The organism is Bacillus sp. LSHTCR4, from assembly GCF_057197025.1.
The window spans coordinates 213,844-230,794 of the sequence record NZ_JBXUNO010000004.1 but is presented as its reverse complement, the minus strand read 5'-3'; the positions used below and the strand labels follow the sequence as shown (position 1 = coordinate 230,794).

At 33.3% G+C, this 16,951-nt stretch carries 11 protein-coding genes; 1 reads left to right on the top strand and 10 read right to left on the bottom strand.

Annotated elements, in window-relative coordinates; genetic code table 11:
* Nucleotides 1–158 precede the first annotated feature (158 nt).
* The 10 genes from AC2CGR_RS23275 to AC2CGR_RS23230 form a co-directional block, all read right to left on the bottom strand.
* Nucleotides 159–962 (bottom strand): CPBP family intramembrane glutamic endopeptidase, encoded by an 804-nt coding sequence (locus AC2CGR_RS23275; protein WP_484481239.1) that lies wholly within the window; start codon nt 960–962, stop codon nt 159–161.
* 394 nt (nt 963–1,356) lie between these two features.
* Entirely contained in the window at nt 1,357–1,953 is a 597-nt protein-coding gene (locus tag AC2CGR_RS23270) for a hypothetical protein (protein WP_042514480.1), read from the bottom strand.
* Between the two features lie 10 nt (nt 1,954–1,963).
* Nucleotides 1,964–3,175 carry a bifunctional lytic transglycosylase/C40 family peptidase gene (locus AC2CGR_RS23265; RefSeq protein WP_484481238.1) on the bottom strand — a complete coding sequence of 404 codons (1,212 nt, stop codon included), beginning with the start codon at nt 3,173–3,175 and terminating at the stop codon, nt 1,964–1,966.
* 27 nt (nt 3,176–3,202) lie between these two features.
* The gene (locus AC2CGR_RS23260; RefSeq protein ID WP_484481237.1) at nt 3,203–5,710 is read right to left on the bottom strand and encodes a CD3337/EF1877 family mobilome membrane protein; all 2,508 of its coding nucleotides are present in this window, start codon (nt 5,708–5,710) and stop codon (nt 3,203–3,205) included.
* Between the two features lie 31 nt (nt 5,711–5,741).
* Entirely contained in the window at nt 5,742–6,224 is a 483-nt protein-coding gene (locus AC2CGR_RS23255; protein WP_088298334.1) for a hypothetical protein, read from the bottom strand.
* Between the two features lies 1 nt (nt 6,225).
* Nucleotides 6,226–8,766 (bottom strand): ATP-binding protein, encoded by a 2,541-nt coding sequence (locus AC2CGR_RS23250; RefSeq protein ID WP_088298333.1) that lies wholly within the window; start codon nt 8,764–8,766, stop codon nt 6,226–6,228.
* A 59-nt stretch (nt 8,767–8,825) separates the two neighbouring features.
* Complete coding sequence (locus AC2CGR_RS23245; protein ID WP_000192358.1) at nt 8,826–9,230, bottom strand: TcpE family conjugal transfer membrane protein; 405 nt, start codon at nt 9,228–9,230, stop codon at nt 8,826–8,828.
* Nucleotides 9,231–9,270: 40 nt separating this feature from the next.
* Nucleotides 9,271–9,561 (bottom strand): hypothetical protein, encoded by a 291-nt coding sequence (locus AC2CGR_RS23240; protein ID WP_131370763.1) that lies wholly within the window; start codon nt 9,559–9,561, stop codon nt 9,271–9,273.
* 2 nt (nt 9,562–9,563) lie between these two features.
* Nucleotides 9,564–10,670: a conjugal transfer protein gene (locus tag AC2CGR_RS23235; RefSeq protein ID WP_484481236.1), complete on the bottom strand. Its 1,107-nt coding sequence runs from the start codon at nt 10,668–10,670 to the stop codon at nt 9,564–9,566.
* A 1,000-nt stretch (nt 10,671–11,670) separates the two neighbouring features.
* A complete protein-coding gene (locus AC2CGR_RS23230; protein WP_001118188.1) occupies nt 11,671–13,380 on the bottom strand; it encodes a hypothetical protein in 1,710 nt (569 codons plus the stop codon).
* A 1,826-nt stretch (nt 13,381–15,206) separates the two neighbouring features.
* On the opposite strand from AC2CGR_RS23230, the gene AC2CGR_RS23225 reads away from it, so the two are divergent.
* Nucleotides 15,207–16,904 carry a helix-turn-helix domain-containing protein gene (locus AC2CGR_RS23225; protein WP_071680029.1) on the top strand — a complete coding sequence of 566 codons (1,698 nt, stop codon included), beginning with the start codon at nt 15,207–15,209 and terminating at the stop codon, nt 16,902–16,904.
* Nucleotides 16,905–16,951 lie beyond the last annotated feature (47 nt).

The following is a 16,951-nucleotide window of genomic DNA, read 5'->3' as shown; positions in this document are numbered from 1 at the left end:
TTCTCTTTAATCCCACGGTTTAATTTGACCTGAAAATGCTGCGTTTTAGCATTTCATAGGTAGAACGGCTTCCAAACTTATTATGGTGGTTACTTAATATACGCGCTAGTACATTGTGCATCCTCATACCTTTCTGCTAATCTATCATTCTCAGGACATCATAAAGCTTTATTCCCGTATAATACTTTCTTTGGATTTAAAACTATAATTAAAATTGCAACTATCAAATAAAAAATTGCATTATACATAATTAATTCAATTAATTGTCCATTTATTATGCCAATAAATAAATTAAAGAAAAAATGGATGATCATTGGAATAATTAAATTTTGATTTAAATTATAAAATGCTGTCATGATAATTGTAGTAGATATAATTGCAATCATAAAAAACAAAACATATTTGATTAAATTACTGCCTGTAAGACCTGTAGTAAACCATATAGGTAAATGCCACATTCCCCACCAAAAACCAATAATTATTGAAGATTTTAGTGGAGAATATTTTTTTTGAAGCTCCATTAGTGCAAACCCCCTCCACCCCAATTCTTCTCCTAGTGGTCCGGACACAATGGTTTTAACAAAGTAATAAATTAACACACCCCAAGTATTTCTATTAAAAATCGAGTTTGCTTCACTGTTAATCGACACGAGAAACAACATCGTCAAAAATATAATTATTTGAATCACACTTACAGTAAGAACTATAGGGAAACTAAGTTTATTTTTAAATCTATCTTTTACGAATTGAATAAAACTCTGTCCAGGATATAGTTTTTTAAATAGCAACACAAAAGCAAAAGTGGAAGACCAAGCTGATATACAAAGTGTTACATCAAAAATCCACGTTGGAAAATCTAATAATTTTGTGATTCCTACAAGAAGAAAAAGTGGCCAAAAAATAATGTTGGTTAATAATATAAAACTTACCACCGGTTTTTTCAGTCTTTTATCTCCATTCACATACAATCCCACCTTAAACTAAATTTTAAAAATCATATAATATACCTCTTCAGCAGATCAATATAATACAAAGAATTTCTTTTAACTGCTTATAATAGGATGCTATGTTAATTTGACATATATAGAATAAAGTTTGATTATTTTTATTTTTATTTTATGTTCTTCAACTAAGGCCCTCGCTAGTGTAAGTTCATACCTTCACATCCGATTGTGACAAATAAAAAAGAGCTACCTTAGTAGCCCTCAATAAAGTAATTAAAAATGAAATTAAAGTTACTCACCATTTGTTGCAATTACGTTTTTATATCAGATGAATGACCTTTTCTTCTTACTTCTCTCTTTCTAATGTACCTCTACCATCGTCATACTTATCCACATAAATAAGTACTTTGATTTACGGCATCTGATCTCTTAAATCAGCTAATGGTATAACCTTGTCAACGAGCCATAACTTCTTATTTCCATCATAAATTAGATTGATTTGCATCAATGACATATTTTCAGATGATACACCATTGATAATCATTTTACTTTTAACCTTAGCAAGTACGTTTGCTTTGGTAGTATCTATAAATGCATAGTACAATTCGCCACCAATGTACTCTGATTTAAAGGCTACCTTTTTCTTATCTTTTTCTTCTGCGGTACTTGAAGCAGGTGGATTAGGTGGGCCTGGTGGTGTCAATTCTTTCTTCGCATTTGGAGTTATATAAGCTTCAACATTCGTATGATAGGATTCCCCTTTACCAGTATCATATGTCCGGAATGCTTTCAAAAACCTCTCAGCAGCTTCCTTTACCTGTTGTTGGTTATTACTCTTTAAAGCTTGCAATTCTTTCTCGGTATCCTTATATTGTGATTCTACTTTTTGTATTTTCTTAGACAGCTTTACCTTTTCATCTTTGAGTTGGGCATTATCTGCGTTTATTTTTAAATTTAATCCTATGCTACCTATAAGCAATACGATTAAAAAAATTGTCACTTTTTTCATTTCACCCCTCCTATCTTGCCACTTTACCGTAACCGGCAAAATGCTGTTGCCAATAAGGATTACTTAAATCTGCGTAACCAATTGGATCTCCCGCATGATACATACGATTATTACCTACATAAATTCCAACGTGTGAAATACCTGGTTTATAGGTACCTTGGAAAAATATTAAATCTCCTGGTTGTGGATCATTGGTTCGCTGTGTCATTTTAAATTGTGTTTCTGCAGTACCAACTAAATTAACACCGGCTTGCCCATATACCCACTGAATGAGTCCACTACAATCAAATGATGATTGTGGTGTTCTTCCTCCCCAAACGTAAGGCCACCCCTGATATTTAATGGCTTCATCCATTACCTTTTTAAATAATTCATCTCCGCCTGCTACAGGTCCACCACCACTACCACCTTGATAATATCTTAGTACATGCGGAACATAGTCTGGATCACCATAACACCAATTATTGGCTACTGCTTCTGCACTTCGCCAAGAAGCACATTTATAACCAGTTTTTGCTGTCTGTTCTGCTGAAAATGCTCTTGCATTCGCGTGTGTATATCCACCGTTAGAAAGTGCATAGTTTGCATAACCAGTACCATAGTTATAACACTGTAGTGTAATATTTGGATCGCCGTTGGATTTTTTATGACAATCAGCAAAATGCATTAAACCATATTTAATACTTTCTTCTGGATCTGTAAAATATCCTGGACCATATCCTTGTGATTCCGAACTTTGCATTACATCCAATTGAGTCCCAGAACTTTCTTGTTGAATAAGAGCTAGTATTAATGGAGTCATCGCTTCAATTCCATGTTGCGCTGCATACTTCCTCACCAATGGTTCCCATCTCATTACTTCAGGACTAACACTTGCAGTACCTGGTGTAAAAGGACCACCAATTCCTCCAGGACTGACTTCATCCTCTCCCATTGTAGCAGTTAATAAAAATATGATTATTCCTAAACCTGCAACAACAGCCAGAATAACACCAGCTATTATTAATAATGGCTTTGCAACAGCTACTGTAGCTGCCTTCTGTGCTACTTTAACTGCTACTTTCTTACCTACTTGTGCAACTGCTTTACCCGCTATTTTGGATCCTTTACCAGCTGCCTTCCCTAAAGAATGGCCTGCCTTTTTCAAGGCAGGCTTAGCATTCCCTAGCTCAGCTTCAGGATGATGTTCATTTTCAAAGTCGCGATTTGGTTCCGCACTCAATGTATAAACCCTCCCTCACCAGCGGAATTATTTTGGTTTTATCGTTTCTTTTGCTTTTACATTTTTTAAAGCTTCTTGTTGTGTTTGCGCTTTTGCGTTAACTTTCTTAATATCTGCTCCTTCTTTTACATGTTGTTGATTAATTTGTTTTACCTCTACTTGTTTTGGTGGTGTACTCACATGGGAAGTAGTGACTGGCTTACTCTCAACCGGATTCGATGGTGTTGGTGTCGTTCCTGACTGTGGTGTTGTGATTGGTTTACTCTCAATTGGATTCGCTGGTGATGGTATCGTTCCTGACTGTGGTGTTGTGATTGGTTTACTCTCAACCGGATTCGATTGTAATGGTGTTGTTCCTGACTGTGGTGTTGTGATTGGTTTACTCTCAACCGGATTCGATTGTAACGGTGTTGTTCCTGATTGTGGTGTTGTGATTGGTTTACTCTCAACCGGATTCGATTGTAACGGTGTTGTTCCTGATTGTGGTGTTGTGATCGGTTTACTCTCAATTGGATTCGATTGTAACGGTGTTGTTCCTGATTGTGGTGGTGTGATTGGTTTACTCTCAATTGGATTCGATTGTGTTGGTGTTGTTCCTGATTGTGGTGTTGTGATTGGCTTTGTTTGACCCGTTGGCGTTTTAATTGGTGCTACTGGTTTTGCTTCCGTCTTTACATCTTCTTGCTTATTCTCAAGTCCACCATTATTTTGATTTGCTACCGGTCTAACATGAGCTTTCACATCTTCTTTATTATTTAGTTCATCGTTTGATTGCGCTACTGGTTTAACATCCGCTTTTACATCCTCTTCTTTATCTTTTAGTTCTGCTTGTTGTATTTCAGGATCATTATCTTGATGTTTCCCTCGTACTGCTAATTCTGGATTCTCCTTAGTTGCAGCTACTTCTTCCTTAACCCTTTCTTGCTCCTGATTTCCTTTTCTATCGCGAACACCCAAATTTTCTTCTTTTTTCATTTGATTTATATTTTTTTCTTTTTCTGCTTGCATTTGTTCTTTTTCTTTGCGTTTACCATCCGCTACCTTTTCTTTTCTATCAGCATAGTTTTCTTTCAACTGTTTAAACTTACTATAGCCTGATTTACCCACTTTCCCAGCCATTGCCGCACTTGCAACACCCACGGCTCCAGCTACTGCTACACCTCTTCCAACTGACTTAGATCCACGTCTAACATCTCGATATTTCTGCCTAATATTACTCATAGCATCTGATGCGCGTGCTACTCCTGCACTTGCTGGTACTGTAGTAATAGCATCAAAAATTGTTTTACGGTATAACCAAACACCTAAGAATGAAAGTACTTGTAATGCAGCAACTACTAAATAACCATACTTATCAGTTGCGCTATATAAGATTGAAGAAACCCAAAACATTAAAGTTATTAGAAAGCCAATTGCAACTTTCATAAGCAGTGTTCGGAACAATTCAGATAAAAATTTCTTAGCTGTCCCAGTCCATGCAGGTACTAAAGCCATCAATAACATTACTGGTGACATTAGCGCTACAATGATAAACATTAATTGGTAGAACAACATCGCCATACTACATAAGCCTAAAACAACCCATAATGGTCCATTGATTAGGAAAAGTAATAATACTAAAGCGCCACGCTCAAAAGTAGCGTCTAACACCAGAATTTTATTGTTTTCATCTTTCACTTCATGTTCTAAAAGTTTTTGCCTTTCATCTGCATTAGTTGTTGTTAACATTTTCTTAATTCTCTCATCACCGATTTTTTTTATATCCGTTGTACCAAACTGCAGTAATGTATACGGTTGTTTTATTAACAGAGTGTGTGTTAAATCAGTAATAGAATCGACACCACTTAAATATCCTTCACTCGCTCCACTGATACTCTGAGTGGAATCAAGAACCGTTTTATTTACTTGTTCAGAGAAAGTGTTCAATCCTTTGATAATATAACTTGAATTTGCGAAAAAACCTAAAGTAAAAACTAAGATACCTAATGCCTTTAACAATCCTCCTAGCATCTCTGACTGGCGTCGTTGTACAAAACCTACCCAGATAACCCAGCAGGCTAATAAAGCTAACATAAGTCCAATCAATTCACTATATATTCCATTACCCCAAGAACCATTGAACCCTGCTGCTTTAGAAATTACATCGCCTAATTTATCTCCTACATCAGCTACAATATTGAGACTCATAGATTGGCCAACCATACTTGTAACAAAAGTACTAACTCCAAGATTAATAGTCCATCCAATACTTATAAGACTAAATAATACAGCAACCATTTGTTCTTTAACTTTATCCCCCCATTTCCAAAACTTAAGGGATTCACCAAATCCACCTTCTGGTGTATAAATATCAATCCCATAGCTACTTGGAGGGTATTCTTCATATTTTAATTTTTCCTTACTCTTTGGAATAATATCGTCTATAAGTGAAGGTCTGGGTTCTTCCTCTGCATATACTGGAGCAGCTTTAAAGAGTAAATTAAATGCTAAAAGAAATGAACAGACCAATAAAAATAGGGTAATAAACTTTTTCATTACATATTACTCCCCCTTTTATGGGAACCTATTAATCTTTTGAACTAAACTCATTTGTCGGTTTAGTATTTGCTACTTCATCGATTTCATTTCGATAAGGGGCAGCATAACTACGTACTTTAAAACCTTTATCTGTTCGAACCACCCTTACCCACTTTATTTCTTTATCAATATTTTTAGGGGGTTTTTTTGATATAAAGTTATACATAATTGTATCCTTATCGACTACATACTCTTTTACTTTATAATCTTTGTAAGACAAATTATTTTTAGGACCTTGATTTTTATCTAATATAGTATCTTTTTCTCCATCCACTACAAGCTTAAGTATTGTTTTATGATCCCTTTGTAAATCGGCTTTTACAAAATCTAGCATTATTTCTCTAGGAGTGTGCCCCTGTTTATCTTTTTCTTCTCCTACATTTGTTTCGCTATTTCCACATGCCGCGCTCAAAATTAGAGCGCCAGCACAAAGGCTAGATAGCATTAATTTTTTTAGTTTAGTTTTTACCATGTTAACTCACTCCTACATTTATTTTTTCTCCCCCTTCTTCGACAAAGGTTGCATTAACTTCCTGCTTTTCATCATCATTTGACTTTCTATAATTCTTCCTTGCATTTGGTCTAGTATCAAATGCATCGTATAAATCCTTAAACACTACATCCATTGTGACAACACCTGTTCTTCCTTGGATATCTTGGAACAAGCATTGTCCTGTTTCTAAATTAGTAACAATCGCATGATTTTCCTCATTATCAGGTAATCCAAAGAAATCTAAGATTGAAGAAATCTCTTTACTGTCGGTATTACGGAATGAGAACTTCATACCGATATTATTCTTAAATGTCTCATCTCCAAGGTCACTTGCACTTTGAGTTGCAAAGTATACTGCAGAGTTTAAAGCACGACCTTCACGAACTAGCTTACGAGCTAACTCTCGCCCTTGAGAAGTTCCCATGATTGCCCATGCTTCATCTAATAGAACAATTTTGAATTTAGTAGGGTCCTTTTGAAAGAATTTTCTTGCAAAAGAAGATAGAGACATCAGCATACTAACCGATAAGTTTTCTTGTAAGGTATAATCTTTCGGATCTTTTTGAATGTCTGGCATATCAAGATGCTGAATTTGTATGATATTTACTGCTGTATCAAGTTCAATATCTCTATTTGTTCCATCACCAAAGATTAAGTGTGCAAAGGATAAATTCTCAAATGCTTGAATATGTGCGGCTAATTGTTGATCCACTTTATCCTCACTATCTTCAAGATATTGAGATACAGCTGTTAAGCACGGTTCTTCCATTCCTGCTACGAATTCTACGGCTGAAGCTAAACGCGGGAATTTCTCCGAGTTATCTGGTTTAATACCTGTAATGAAAGTAAGAATTGTCATTGCTAACTCAATTGCATCTTTTCGGCTATGTTTATGAATGATAAATGGGTCTAGTTTCCCTTCATCTCGTCTATCAGTCCCTAGTGTAATTACATTTACCTTACCTTCTAAGCCGTGTAAATCTTCTGTCCAGTTCCCCCTCTCACCTTTTGGATCGACTATCAGTGTTTGGGCTCCTCCCAGTACCGCTAGATAAACAATTAAGTTTGTTCCAAATGATTTACCAGAACCAGTACTTCCTGTTACTGCAACTGAAAGTGCGCTCGTTTTTTGATTTGCAACGGTATTTGTCGCTGCGAGAGAAGGTGTCATATAAACTGCTTTGTTTAAAATACCAGTTGTACCTATATAAAATCCGATATTATCACCTAAATCTTGTGTTGCACCAAACATACCGGCCGCCAGAACTCCAGGCTCCATAAAGTGTATATAATCATCTACATATCTTCTAGCACCAGGGATAAATTCATTAAACAGCAGGAACTGATCTCCATATGGTCTTACTAATTCAATCATCATCTCTCTATAAATAGAAATAAGTGAATTGGTATTTCGACGCATTGTATCCAAATCTTCAGCACATATACAAAAAGATACTGAAGTCTTAACTAGTGGCATACGTGTCTTTTGTATAAGGGCTTGTAATTCAGTAGCTTCTTGAACACCTTCATACACGTTTAACCCAACAGTTTGTGCATTTTCCCTTGCATGTGCTTCTTGATCTTCTAAATCTTTTTTCTTTTTATTAAGTTTAGATAGAGCTTTACGATGGTTAATATTTTCTGTACGAACACTTAGTTCGATTGGGAAATCTATATTTTGGATCATATACATCCACTCTTGGTCTGGAAATTCCATTGTGTATGGAATCTTCGATGCCGATAAAAAACTCATATATGCTGGATACTCTAATCCATCAGAGCCGATTTGAGACATTTCTATATGCCTTCCTTTAACGTCTATTTCGGATTCTGTTAAGCGTAATAAACTCTCTTGATTTGGAAAGATAGCAGAATCATCATCAACTACTGGTGGCGTCCACCCTGCTGTAACAGGTGCTTCCAATGTACGATAGAAGTTGCGTAATACAATCCATTGTGTTTCATTTGTTTCTAAACTTCTTACGGCTAAATGTTTTCTTATTTTGTTTCTAAAGGCACTAGCTTCCCTTTTAAACATCTCCAAATCAGTTTTTAGTATTTTGGTATCACCAAGTAATCCAAACTGTTCTGCAGTGTTTTTAAAGGTATGGAATGCAGTGTAAAGCATTTCCTTAAGTCCTTCTTGTATGTGTCTTACTTTTAATTTCACACCTATAAAATAACGATATTCTACAGCGTTTTTACCAAATTTTCTTTCTAACTCATGGATAACGTCATCAGTATGATCTATTGCCAGCTCTTTTAGTTCACCACTTACTGTTTCTTTAAACTCATCGGCTTTTTCTTTGAAATTCTGATAAACAGGAATCATTAATAGATGTTTTTCTTCTTCATAATTCCAAAATAAACCGAGCTGTCGCATAAACAACGTATTTTTATCATCGTCTCCTTTAAATTCGTAAGGAATCCCGTATGCCTCATAATACGCCCAGCAAGAACCATCTTGGTTAAAAATCAAATTATCATGAAAATATTTGACTGGAAATTCAACCTGATTCATTTGTGCCTCCTTAGAGAAGAATATGAGACTAAACTAATTCTTCTGTATAGATTAATGAATTACTTTTTCTTAATTGAATCATCCTTAAATCGAACTACCGTCTTATATTGATAGCTTCCAATATTACCAGTTGTATCTTTATAACGACTCAACTTTTTTCTTTCAAATGTGAATACAAAGAATCGATATATAAATTTGTGTGGGCTTTTTCCATCTAATTCTACATTTCCAAAGAAGTACGCTATACCACCAGGTAATATTAAATATTTGAAAAAGACATTCTCGCCTAAGGGTAAAAACTGATCTAGAAATATAATTACTAAAAGTGTCCCAACAAAGATTCCTAGTTGTCTGTAAGGAACTGGGAAAGGGAGTGTTATGTCCCTTATCCCATATAAACTCTTTGGAATATCCCAAATAGAGTTATAAGTCCTTACTTCCTTACGAGTCGGTTTCTGAGTCACTTATACCAACTCCTTAAAAATTTATGAGTTTTAATAGTTATTATTTGAAAACTAAGTTATATAATTTTGTTCCAAGATCTTTAAATACGTCTGGTGAGAATACAAATACTGAAACAATTGCACAAAGTACCAGCCAACCAATTAAACCTGCCATTTGTCGTTTTACAAGTAGAACAATTACACCGATGATTGCACAAACTAAAAAGATTGGACCTAACTGAGCTACTAACCAGTTTTTAATATTTACCCCAAAATTAATGTTCCCTAGAACCGTGGCATCCGTAATAGCAGGTAATTGCTGAGTGACCATATCTAATCCCAAAAGCTCCATAATTATTTACCCTCCACTTTTTCTAATGTGTTTTCAAATTTCTTCATAGAGCTAATTGAAAACTTGTTATCTTTATTTACAAGATTTAAATCATATGTGTATGTGTACTCTAAGCTGCTATCATTGTCTTTTAATTTGGCATCCACTAAAACTCTGTATCCTTTGTCCTTACCTTCATAAATTCGTAGGTTTTCTAATTTGCTAAATGTCATAATACCTTTTAATCCATTTGTTATATTACTTTTTTCAAAGTAGTAAGCTATTTCTTCTGGTGTTCCTTCTGTATATACTTTAAATACAGATTGTAAAAATTGTTCTACTTTTTTAATTTCTACATCTGTATTAATTTCTCGTCCTTCTGATTTGAAAGTGGCTATTTTATAAGGTGCCTTTTCTCTCTCTCCATGAACGATTGTAGGATTGTTAGGGACTACCATCTTCCCTTTTTCCATTAAAATTGGTATAGAGAAGTACCTTATAACTTCTTTTGGTTCCTTTGGTGTGTCTGGAGCTTGTGTCGTTCCAGGAGCAGGATTATTTACAGGTTCTAGTTTCTGAATGATTTTCAATGTAACTTCTGCTTCATTTCCTTTTTGTCGGACCTCTACTGCTTCCGATTTAACTAAAGTACTAGAAGCGTTTTTTAAAGTATCTCTATTTAATCCACCTTGCTCATCAGATCCTTCAACTAGAAATTTTTCTAATCGTTTTCTTCGTTCTTCAGCTACATTCATATCAACTTTCCAATTAAAATAATTAGTGGCAAAATTATTTGCGTATGCAATTAATTCTGCTTCTGACATTTTAATTTTTACGGGTTTCTCCTTCTTTTCCTGAACAGCTACTGCTCTAGGAGGACCGGCAAGTTGAATAAATGAAAGGGAGCTTCCTGCAAACACAAATCCCATTACACACCAAAATGCAACCTTACCTACTTTTCTTCCTGTTATCGCCGGAACTTTCTCCCTTGTTTTACGTTTCTTCTTTTCTTTAAGTGCTTCTGAATTTTCTTGTTGCATATCTAATATTTCGTTTGTTTTATCCTTTGCTTTTTTAAAGAATGTAAATTTCTTTTTTTCGGAGTTTTTCTGGGATTTCTTTTTTACCATGTTTTCACCTCTCTTTTTATATGGTTAGGAGATTACAAATTTCATTGTAATTGCTACTAATCAACTATCTACTTTAAGTATGATTTACTTTTTTCGGAAATCTAAGAGAAATAAAAAAAATTTATGTTTTTATATCAAAGTTTTGAGAGTGATAAAAAATAAACATTATATTTATTAAAGTCCATAAAAAAACAATCCCATTAAAAAATGAAATTGGTTATACACAAGATCTATTCTTTATAGTAAGTACTACACAATATTAAAACCTAATATAATATATATCTTTAATATATATAAAGAAAAAAGATAAAACTTTTATACAGAGAGAAAATCATGTTAAAACATTGGTGTGCTAGGGGTTCGTAAGTTCTCTAGCCGTAAAAAATCATAAAAAGTAATTACTGGGAACGTACTTAATGAGCTGAATGAGGATTTAAAACTACAAAATATCGTAAAGTAGGTATATAAAAACTACATATAATCATCGTTAATTTGATGCAAGTAACTGTATATATAATACGTACATAAATTTATGACTTATGAACAAATTTTCCACATTTATAAAAAAACTACACACAATTTATTAACAAATTGGTCAAAGTTAAGAACAGAATCAACTTTTTAAACAAAATTAACAGATGTTTTTCTGATTTTAAGTAGATTAAAGGATAGAAGAGGATAAAAACAGTAATTAAGGTATTATATTATACACATCAGGTCAAAATTATTAAGATATCAACAGAATAATAAAAAATATTTATGCTTTTTTGTAGATAAAGCGCCATAAAAAGATTGAATATTCAGATTTATAAACTTGAAAATTGTGAATATCTTATTTTATTAAACGTGTAATGTATGAAATTGTATAAAAAATAGAGAGTAGTAATCATTAAGATTAAAAACTGACTCTCTATTCTGCTTGAAGTAATACACTCCACATGTTATCTCCAACACGAATAGCCCTCCACTTTTGTTTTTTCAAAAATAGAGAGCTGTATCATTACATTGCTGGAAGCAGCTGATCAACCGTATGTGGTACTTCACTTGTTGAACGGTAATATGCTTCTAAGGACTGTAGAAACTGAATTAAATTAAAGTCTTCAGGGACCTCAATTACACGAATCTTTTCCTTTGGCAATTTATCAATTTTTTCAATGAACAGTTCACGAATATCGCTAGGGATTTGACTTCCTTTATGCCCACTAGACTTTAAAAGTTCGCGAATTTCAATTTCTAATGCTGTATATGCGTTAATATTTACTCCTTGCTCATAAGCATATTTTCTAAATAGTGATTCCTCTTGATACTGCATGTAATTACGATGGTATGTATCTATAGTTACAGGTACAGCATATTTCGCATGAAGCAGGTCATGCGCTTTTCGGAATAGCTTTTGAACATTGCGTAAAGAGTATATAGCAAAATGAGTACCAAATTTAAAAATGGCCTCTTCTTGATCATGTTTAGGTACATTGTGTGTAATTAAAGGATAAATTCCAGTTTTAGCAGCTGTGTCTAATACACGATATTGAGAAGATTGCTTTAATAATTTACTTAGTGTATAAACAAGCTTTTTAGGATATCCTTCTTGTCGATCAATCATTTCTCGTAAGCCACGAACTACTTGGCGAATTTGACGGTGACAAGAGTGTTTTAAAACGTTAATGAATTGGTTCATATCCTTTGCAAATTCAGCAATATTCATTTCAACTAACAAGTTCTCAATGAATTTAACTTTACGCTTATATGTATCTCGTGGTGTAAAAGGATCACGGTATTCTGCTCCTTCTTCTTTCGCGCATAAGAAATCAGGATGTACAGATAAATGCAATGTTGTGTATTGCTTTTTATTCCTCTTCCCTTTTTCTAACTTACAAATTTTAAATAAAGGAGATCCAGTTGCAGAAAGTTTTGTTTCTAATTCCTCAAGTACAGCACGAATCTGATGTGGATATTTTTTATGTAAGTAACGATACATACCACCAAAGTGAGTTGAGTTTCCTTGTTCATCAACTTTGAATAAAGAACGTTTCAGGGTAGTTTCGCGTTTCTGCTGCATTGCTACATCCATGAATAGTTTCTTAGCTGCAATGGATAACTCAAAGAATTCTTTGGTAAATACTATCGGGCTAATAAATGTATAGGCATTTGCTTTATTCGTTTCTTTATTCATGAAATCAGTTAAGGTAATTTTATATTTACCACTGTACTCATTTTCGATTGTAATGATGTTATGGAAACTTAACTTCTTCAAAGCTACATAAAATTGTGAGTGGTGAATATGTGCAAATGCTTCTTTATAATTTTTATAATCTTCCCAAAGCATGTGGATTGATACATGTGAAAGCTCACCATATGTATTACATTTTTTATGAAGAAATAGAAATACTTCTAAATCAGCATTTGTAATTCCATATAGCTTATGTTTTCTGCCTTCGTTTTTATCAAATTCACTTACTTTATCTACAATCTTTTTCATTTTCAGTGAAAAAGATGGCTTGGCTTTTGCAACAAATCCCTCTTCATCCGCAATTCGTTCTTCATAGGACATTGACTTCACAATGTCTTCTAGATAAGTATCTTTAAAACTATAATACTTACCTTCTAAAGCTTCTACTAACCTTTGCCATGATTTAATTGTTACAATTACCGGTGTTGTTGTTTCACCATTTAAACTACGTTTGTTCTTTATAACGAAAGGTTTTGCCATCTTTTTCACCTCCTTTTATTTTAAGTTGCAGTTTTCCCCACAATTAGATATAGAATTTCATTTTTGATTATATCAAATCGAATACTGGTGAAATCTGTCCCTTTAAGAGGAAAAATTAAAAAATGAAACGTGCCTCAATCCCTTGTGGGACAAGGGATTTGACGTTTCATGAAAAAAATTTTGTTGCCACCATAGGGCTATGAAGTTTTTGGAATATGAAACGTGGTATGTAGTGGAATAAATCTTCCTAAACCATTGATTTTATAGGGTTTTACGCTAATTTCGTTTTAAAGTTGTAGCCATCATATAGCTATAACGTTTCATGTTTTAGATTGAGTAAGAAATTTCTATGGATTTCGTATAAACACTGATATATAGAGGGTTATCGCTGTTTTTAAATGAAAAGTTGTAGCCATCATACCGCTATAAACGTTTCATTTCGTTTCATGTTTCCTACCATCATATAGCTATAACGTTTCATGTTTTTAAAACAAGTTGAATTTAATAAGAAATAGCTGTAACCCTTGGTATATATGGATTTGTTTGGGTTTTTAAAGTGAAAGTTGTAGCCATCATATAGCTATAATGATTTTAGTGTGTTTTCTTTCATATTTAATGAAATGGCTTTATCTCAACGTTTATTACTAAATTACATAGAAAAAAATTTTTTTTAGGTGAATGATTTTCAGGATATTCTCGTTTCATTTTTTTAAAGTTGTAGCCATCATATAGCTATAACGTTTCATAAATTACGAAATTGTAACCACAATATAGCTATTCACTATTAAAAGCAAGAAGTAATAGCCATGATAAGGCTATGTAGTTTCAAATAAGAGTTAATAGCCATGATAAGGCTATGTAGTTTCAAATAAGAGCTAATAGCCAGGATAAAGCTGTGGAGTTTCAAATAAGAGTTAATAGCCATGATAAGGCTATATAGTTTCAAGTAAGAAGTAATAGCCATGATAGAGCTATGCAGTTTCAAATAAGAGCTAATAGCCAAGATAAAGCTATATAGTTTCAAGTAAGAAGTAATAGCCAAGATAAAGCTATGCAGTTTCAAATAAGAGCTAATAGCCAAGATAAAGCTATATAGTTTCAAATAAGAGCTAATAGCCAAGATAAAGCTATATAGTTTCAAATAAGAGTTAATAGCCAAGATAAAGCTGTGAAGTTTCAAATAAGAGTTAATAGCCATGATAAGGCTGTGGAGTTTCAAATAAGAGTTAATAGCCAAGATAAAGCTGTGAAGTTTCAAATAAGAGTTAATAGCCAAGATAAAGCTATATAGTTTCAAGTAAGAAGTAATAGCCAGGATAAAGCTGTGGAGTTTCAAATAAGAGTTAATAGCCATGATAAGGCTATATAGTTTCAAATAAGAAGTAATAGCCATGATAAGGCTATATAGTTTCAAGTAAGAAGTAATAGCCATGATAGAGCTATGCAGTTTCAAATAAGAAGTAATAGCCAAGATAAAGCTGTGGAGTTTCAAGTAAGAAGCAGCTGGGGTATTAAAGTTGTGACTTAAAGTAACAAGATTTCTAGATATTAATAAAAAAATCAGTGTGTTTAACTAAATTACTTTTAAAAATTGAAATTGTATTGTAAAGTAGTGATTTTACAAATAGAAGCAGTTTTATATAATTAAAGACAAGTAAAGAGAATTTAAATAATCCACAATAGAACGAGTAAAAATCAGTAATTGTGCGAATTATTCAGATAACATTTCAACTTAAAGGTTATATAGCCATCATATAGCTATGACGTTTCACATTTTTACGATTCAAATTATATTTGTAATTAACATTGTTAGGAGGTATTTAAATATGGAGAAAGTGTTAGCATTGTTCAGTGATGCCCTCCTACTTGCTGCTCCAATTTATGAAGAAAACAAGCAGTTATGGGCCAAATGGAATAAATATTATAAAGAAGTACAAGAGAATCACGATAAATTAGTAACATCAGCTAATATGTCCCCTTCCTTTTCGACATTAGTTTCTTGGTTAGGTCAGAAACAAGAACAAGGAATATCGTTGTTAAACATTTATGCCAATTTGGATAAATATAAAATTGAGATTCAAAATGTACTAGATAAGATCATTGAACAAGAATTCGGAGAAAAAGTTGAAACAGTTGAACCAACTCAAATTTCAATTTTTGAAGATAGTCAGGTAACAGAACATATAGAAGATATATCTGATGATTACTATCCTGTAACCAATGACGCAATGTATTATCAACTACGTGATGGAATAGCAAAAAATCATTTTGAGGAAGATGAAACAGTAGCAAAACCAGTATTACCATTAGAAACGAAAAATTCAAGTGGAGTTGCACAACTATCCTCACACAAGGATGAGGATTTGAGACTAGTTAACACAAACGAAGCAGAAAGATGGTCTATATTGGTTGATGGAGTAATTAGTAATATGGATGATCTTACAGCAGACTGTTTGGATACCATTACAATACAATGGTTAAATCAAGCTAAATCACCGGATGAATTCATAGATTTTAGTTATGAAAATGTATTGGAATTGTGCAATATGCCAAAAGCATCTGCAAATGGTGTAGAGTATTATCGAGCAGAAGATAAAATAAAAATAGCACAACGTATAGCAGCTTTAGCTAGTATCTTTATTTATTTGAATGATGATAATGAAGTTGTAGTACTGAACGATCAAGCAGAAACTGGACAACAATTCGAAGTAAAACGTGAAGTAATCAAAAGGCTATTCGTACTCGATTCAGTAGTGTTATGGAGAGATAAGAATACTAATGAATATATGGGAATAGAATCCTGTAAGATTAAACCAGGTAGTTTCTTATCAGGCTATTTGTATGGCTCTAATAGTACAACTGCTTTATTATCGAAAAAAGCACTAGAGTATAATAGCTATAGACATAAGTTTCATAAACGTTTAATTCGTTATTTATCATGGCAGTGGAGAATTCGTCAGCAATACAGTACTTTAAAAAGACCATACTCCATTGGTGGAGAAAAAGGTTTACTATCTGTAATGGGTATTACAACTACAAAGGGTCGTCCAACTCGAATTCGTGAACAACTAGAAAATGTTTTAATTGATTTAGAAAAAGAAAACGTAATTTCACATTGGGCGTATGCTGAGGAATTGGATGAAACAAAGATAGGAGAACGTAATTGGTTTAAGAATTACTATTCAAAATTAGGAATCATTATCTTACCACCAAAAGAATTGATGAATAATATAGATAGTATGGTAAAGAAAAAAGCAATAGGTATGCAAGAGAATCCGGAGGACCATTATATTGCAGAGACTGTAAAACAAACTCCTGAAGGGTCAGAAGATATGATACGAGAAAAAATTATGTATCAGCATATGCATCAAAATAAAACAATGCGTGAAATAGCTGATGAAATAGGCCTATCCCCTGCTACGCTATCAAGATTCTGTAATAACAAAATGAAGCGTATTTCAAAAAGTGTTAATGAAAAACTAAACAAGTGGTATGAAAGACAAATGATTATAGAATCTATGTAAAGAGAAGCAGATACCTTTAAATGGAGAGGTACCTGCTTCTTTTTAGT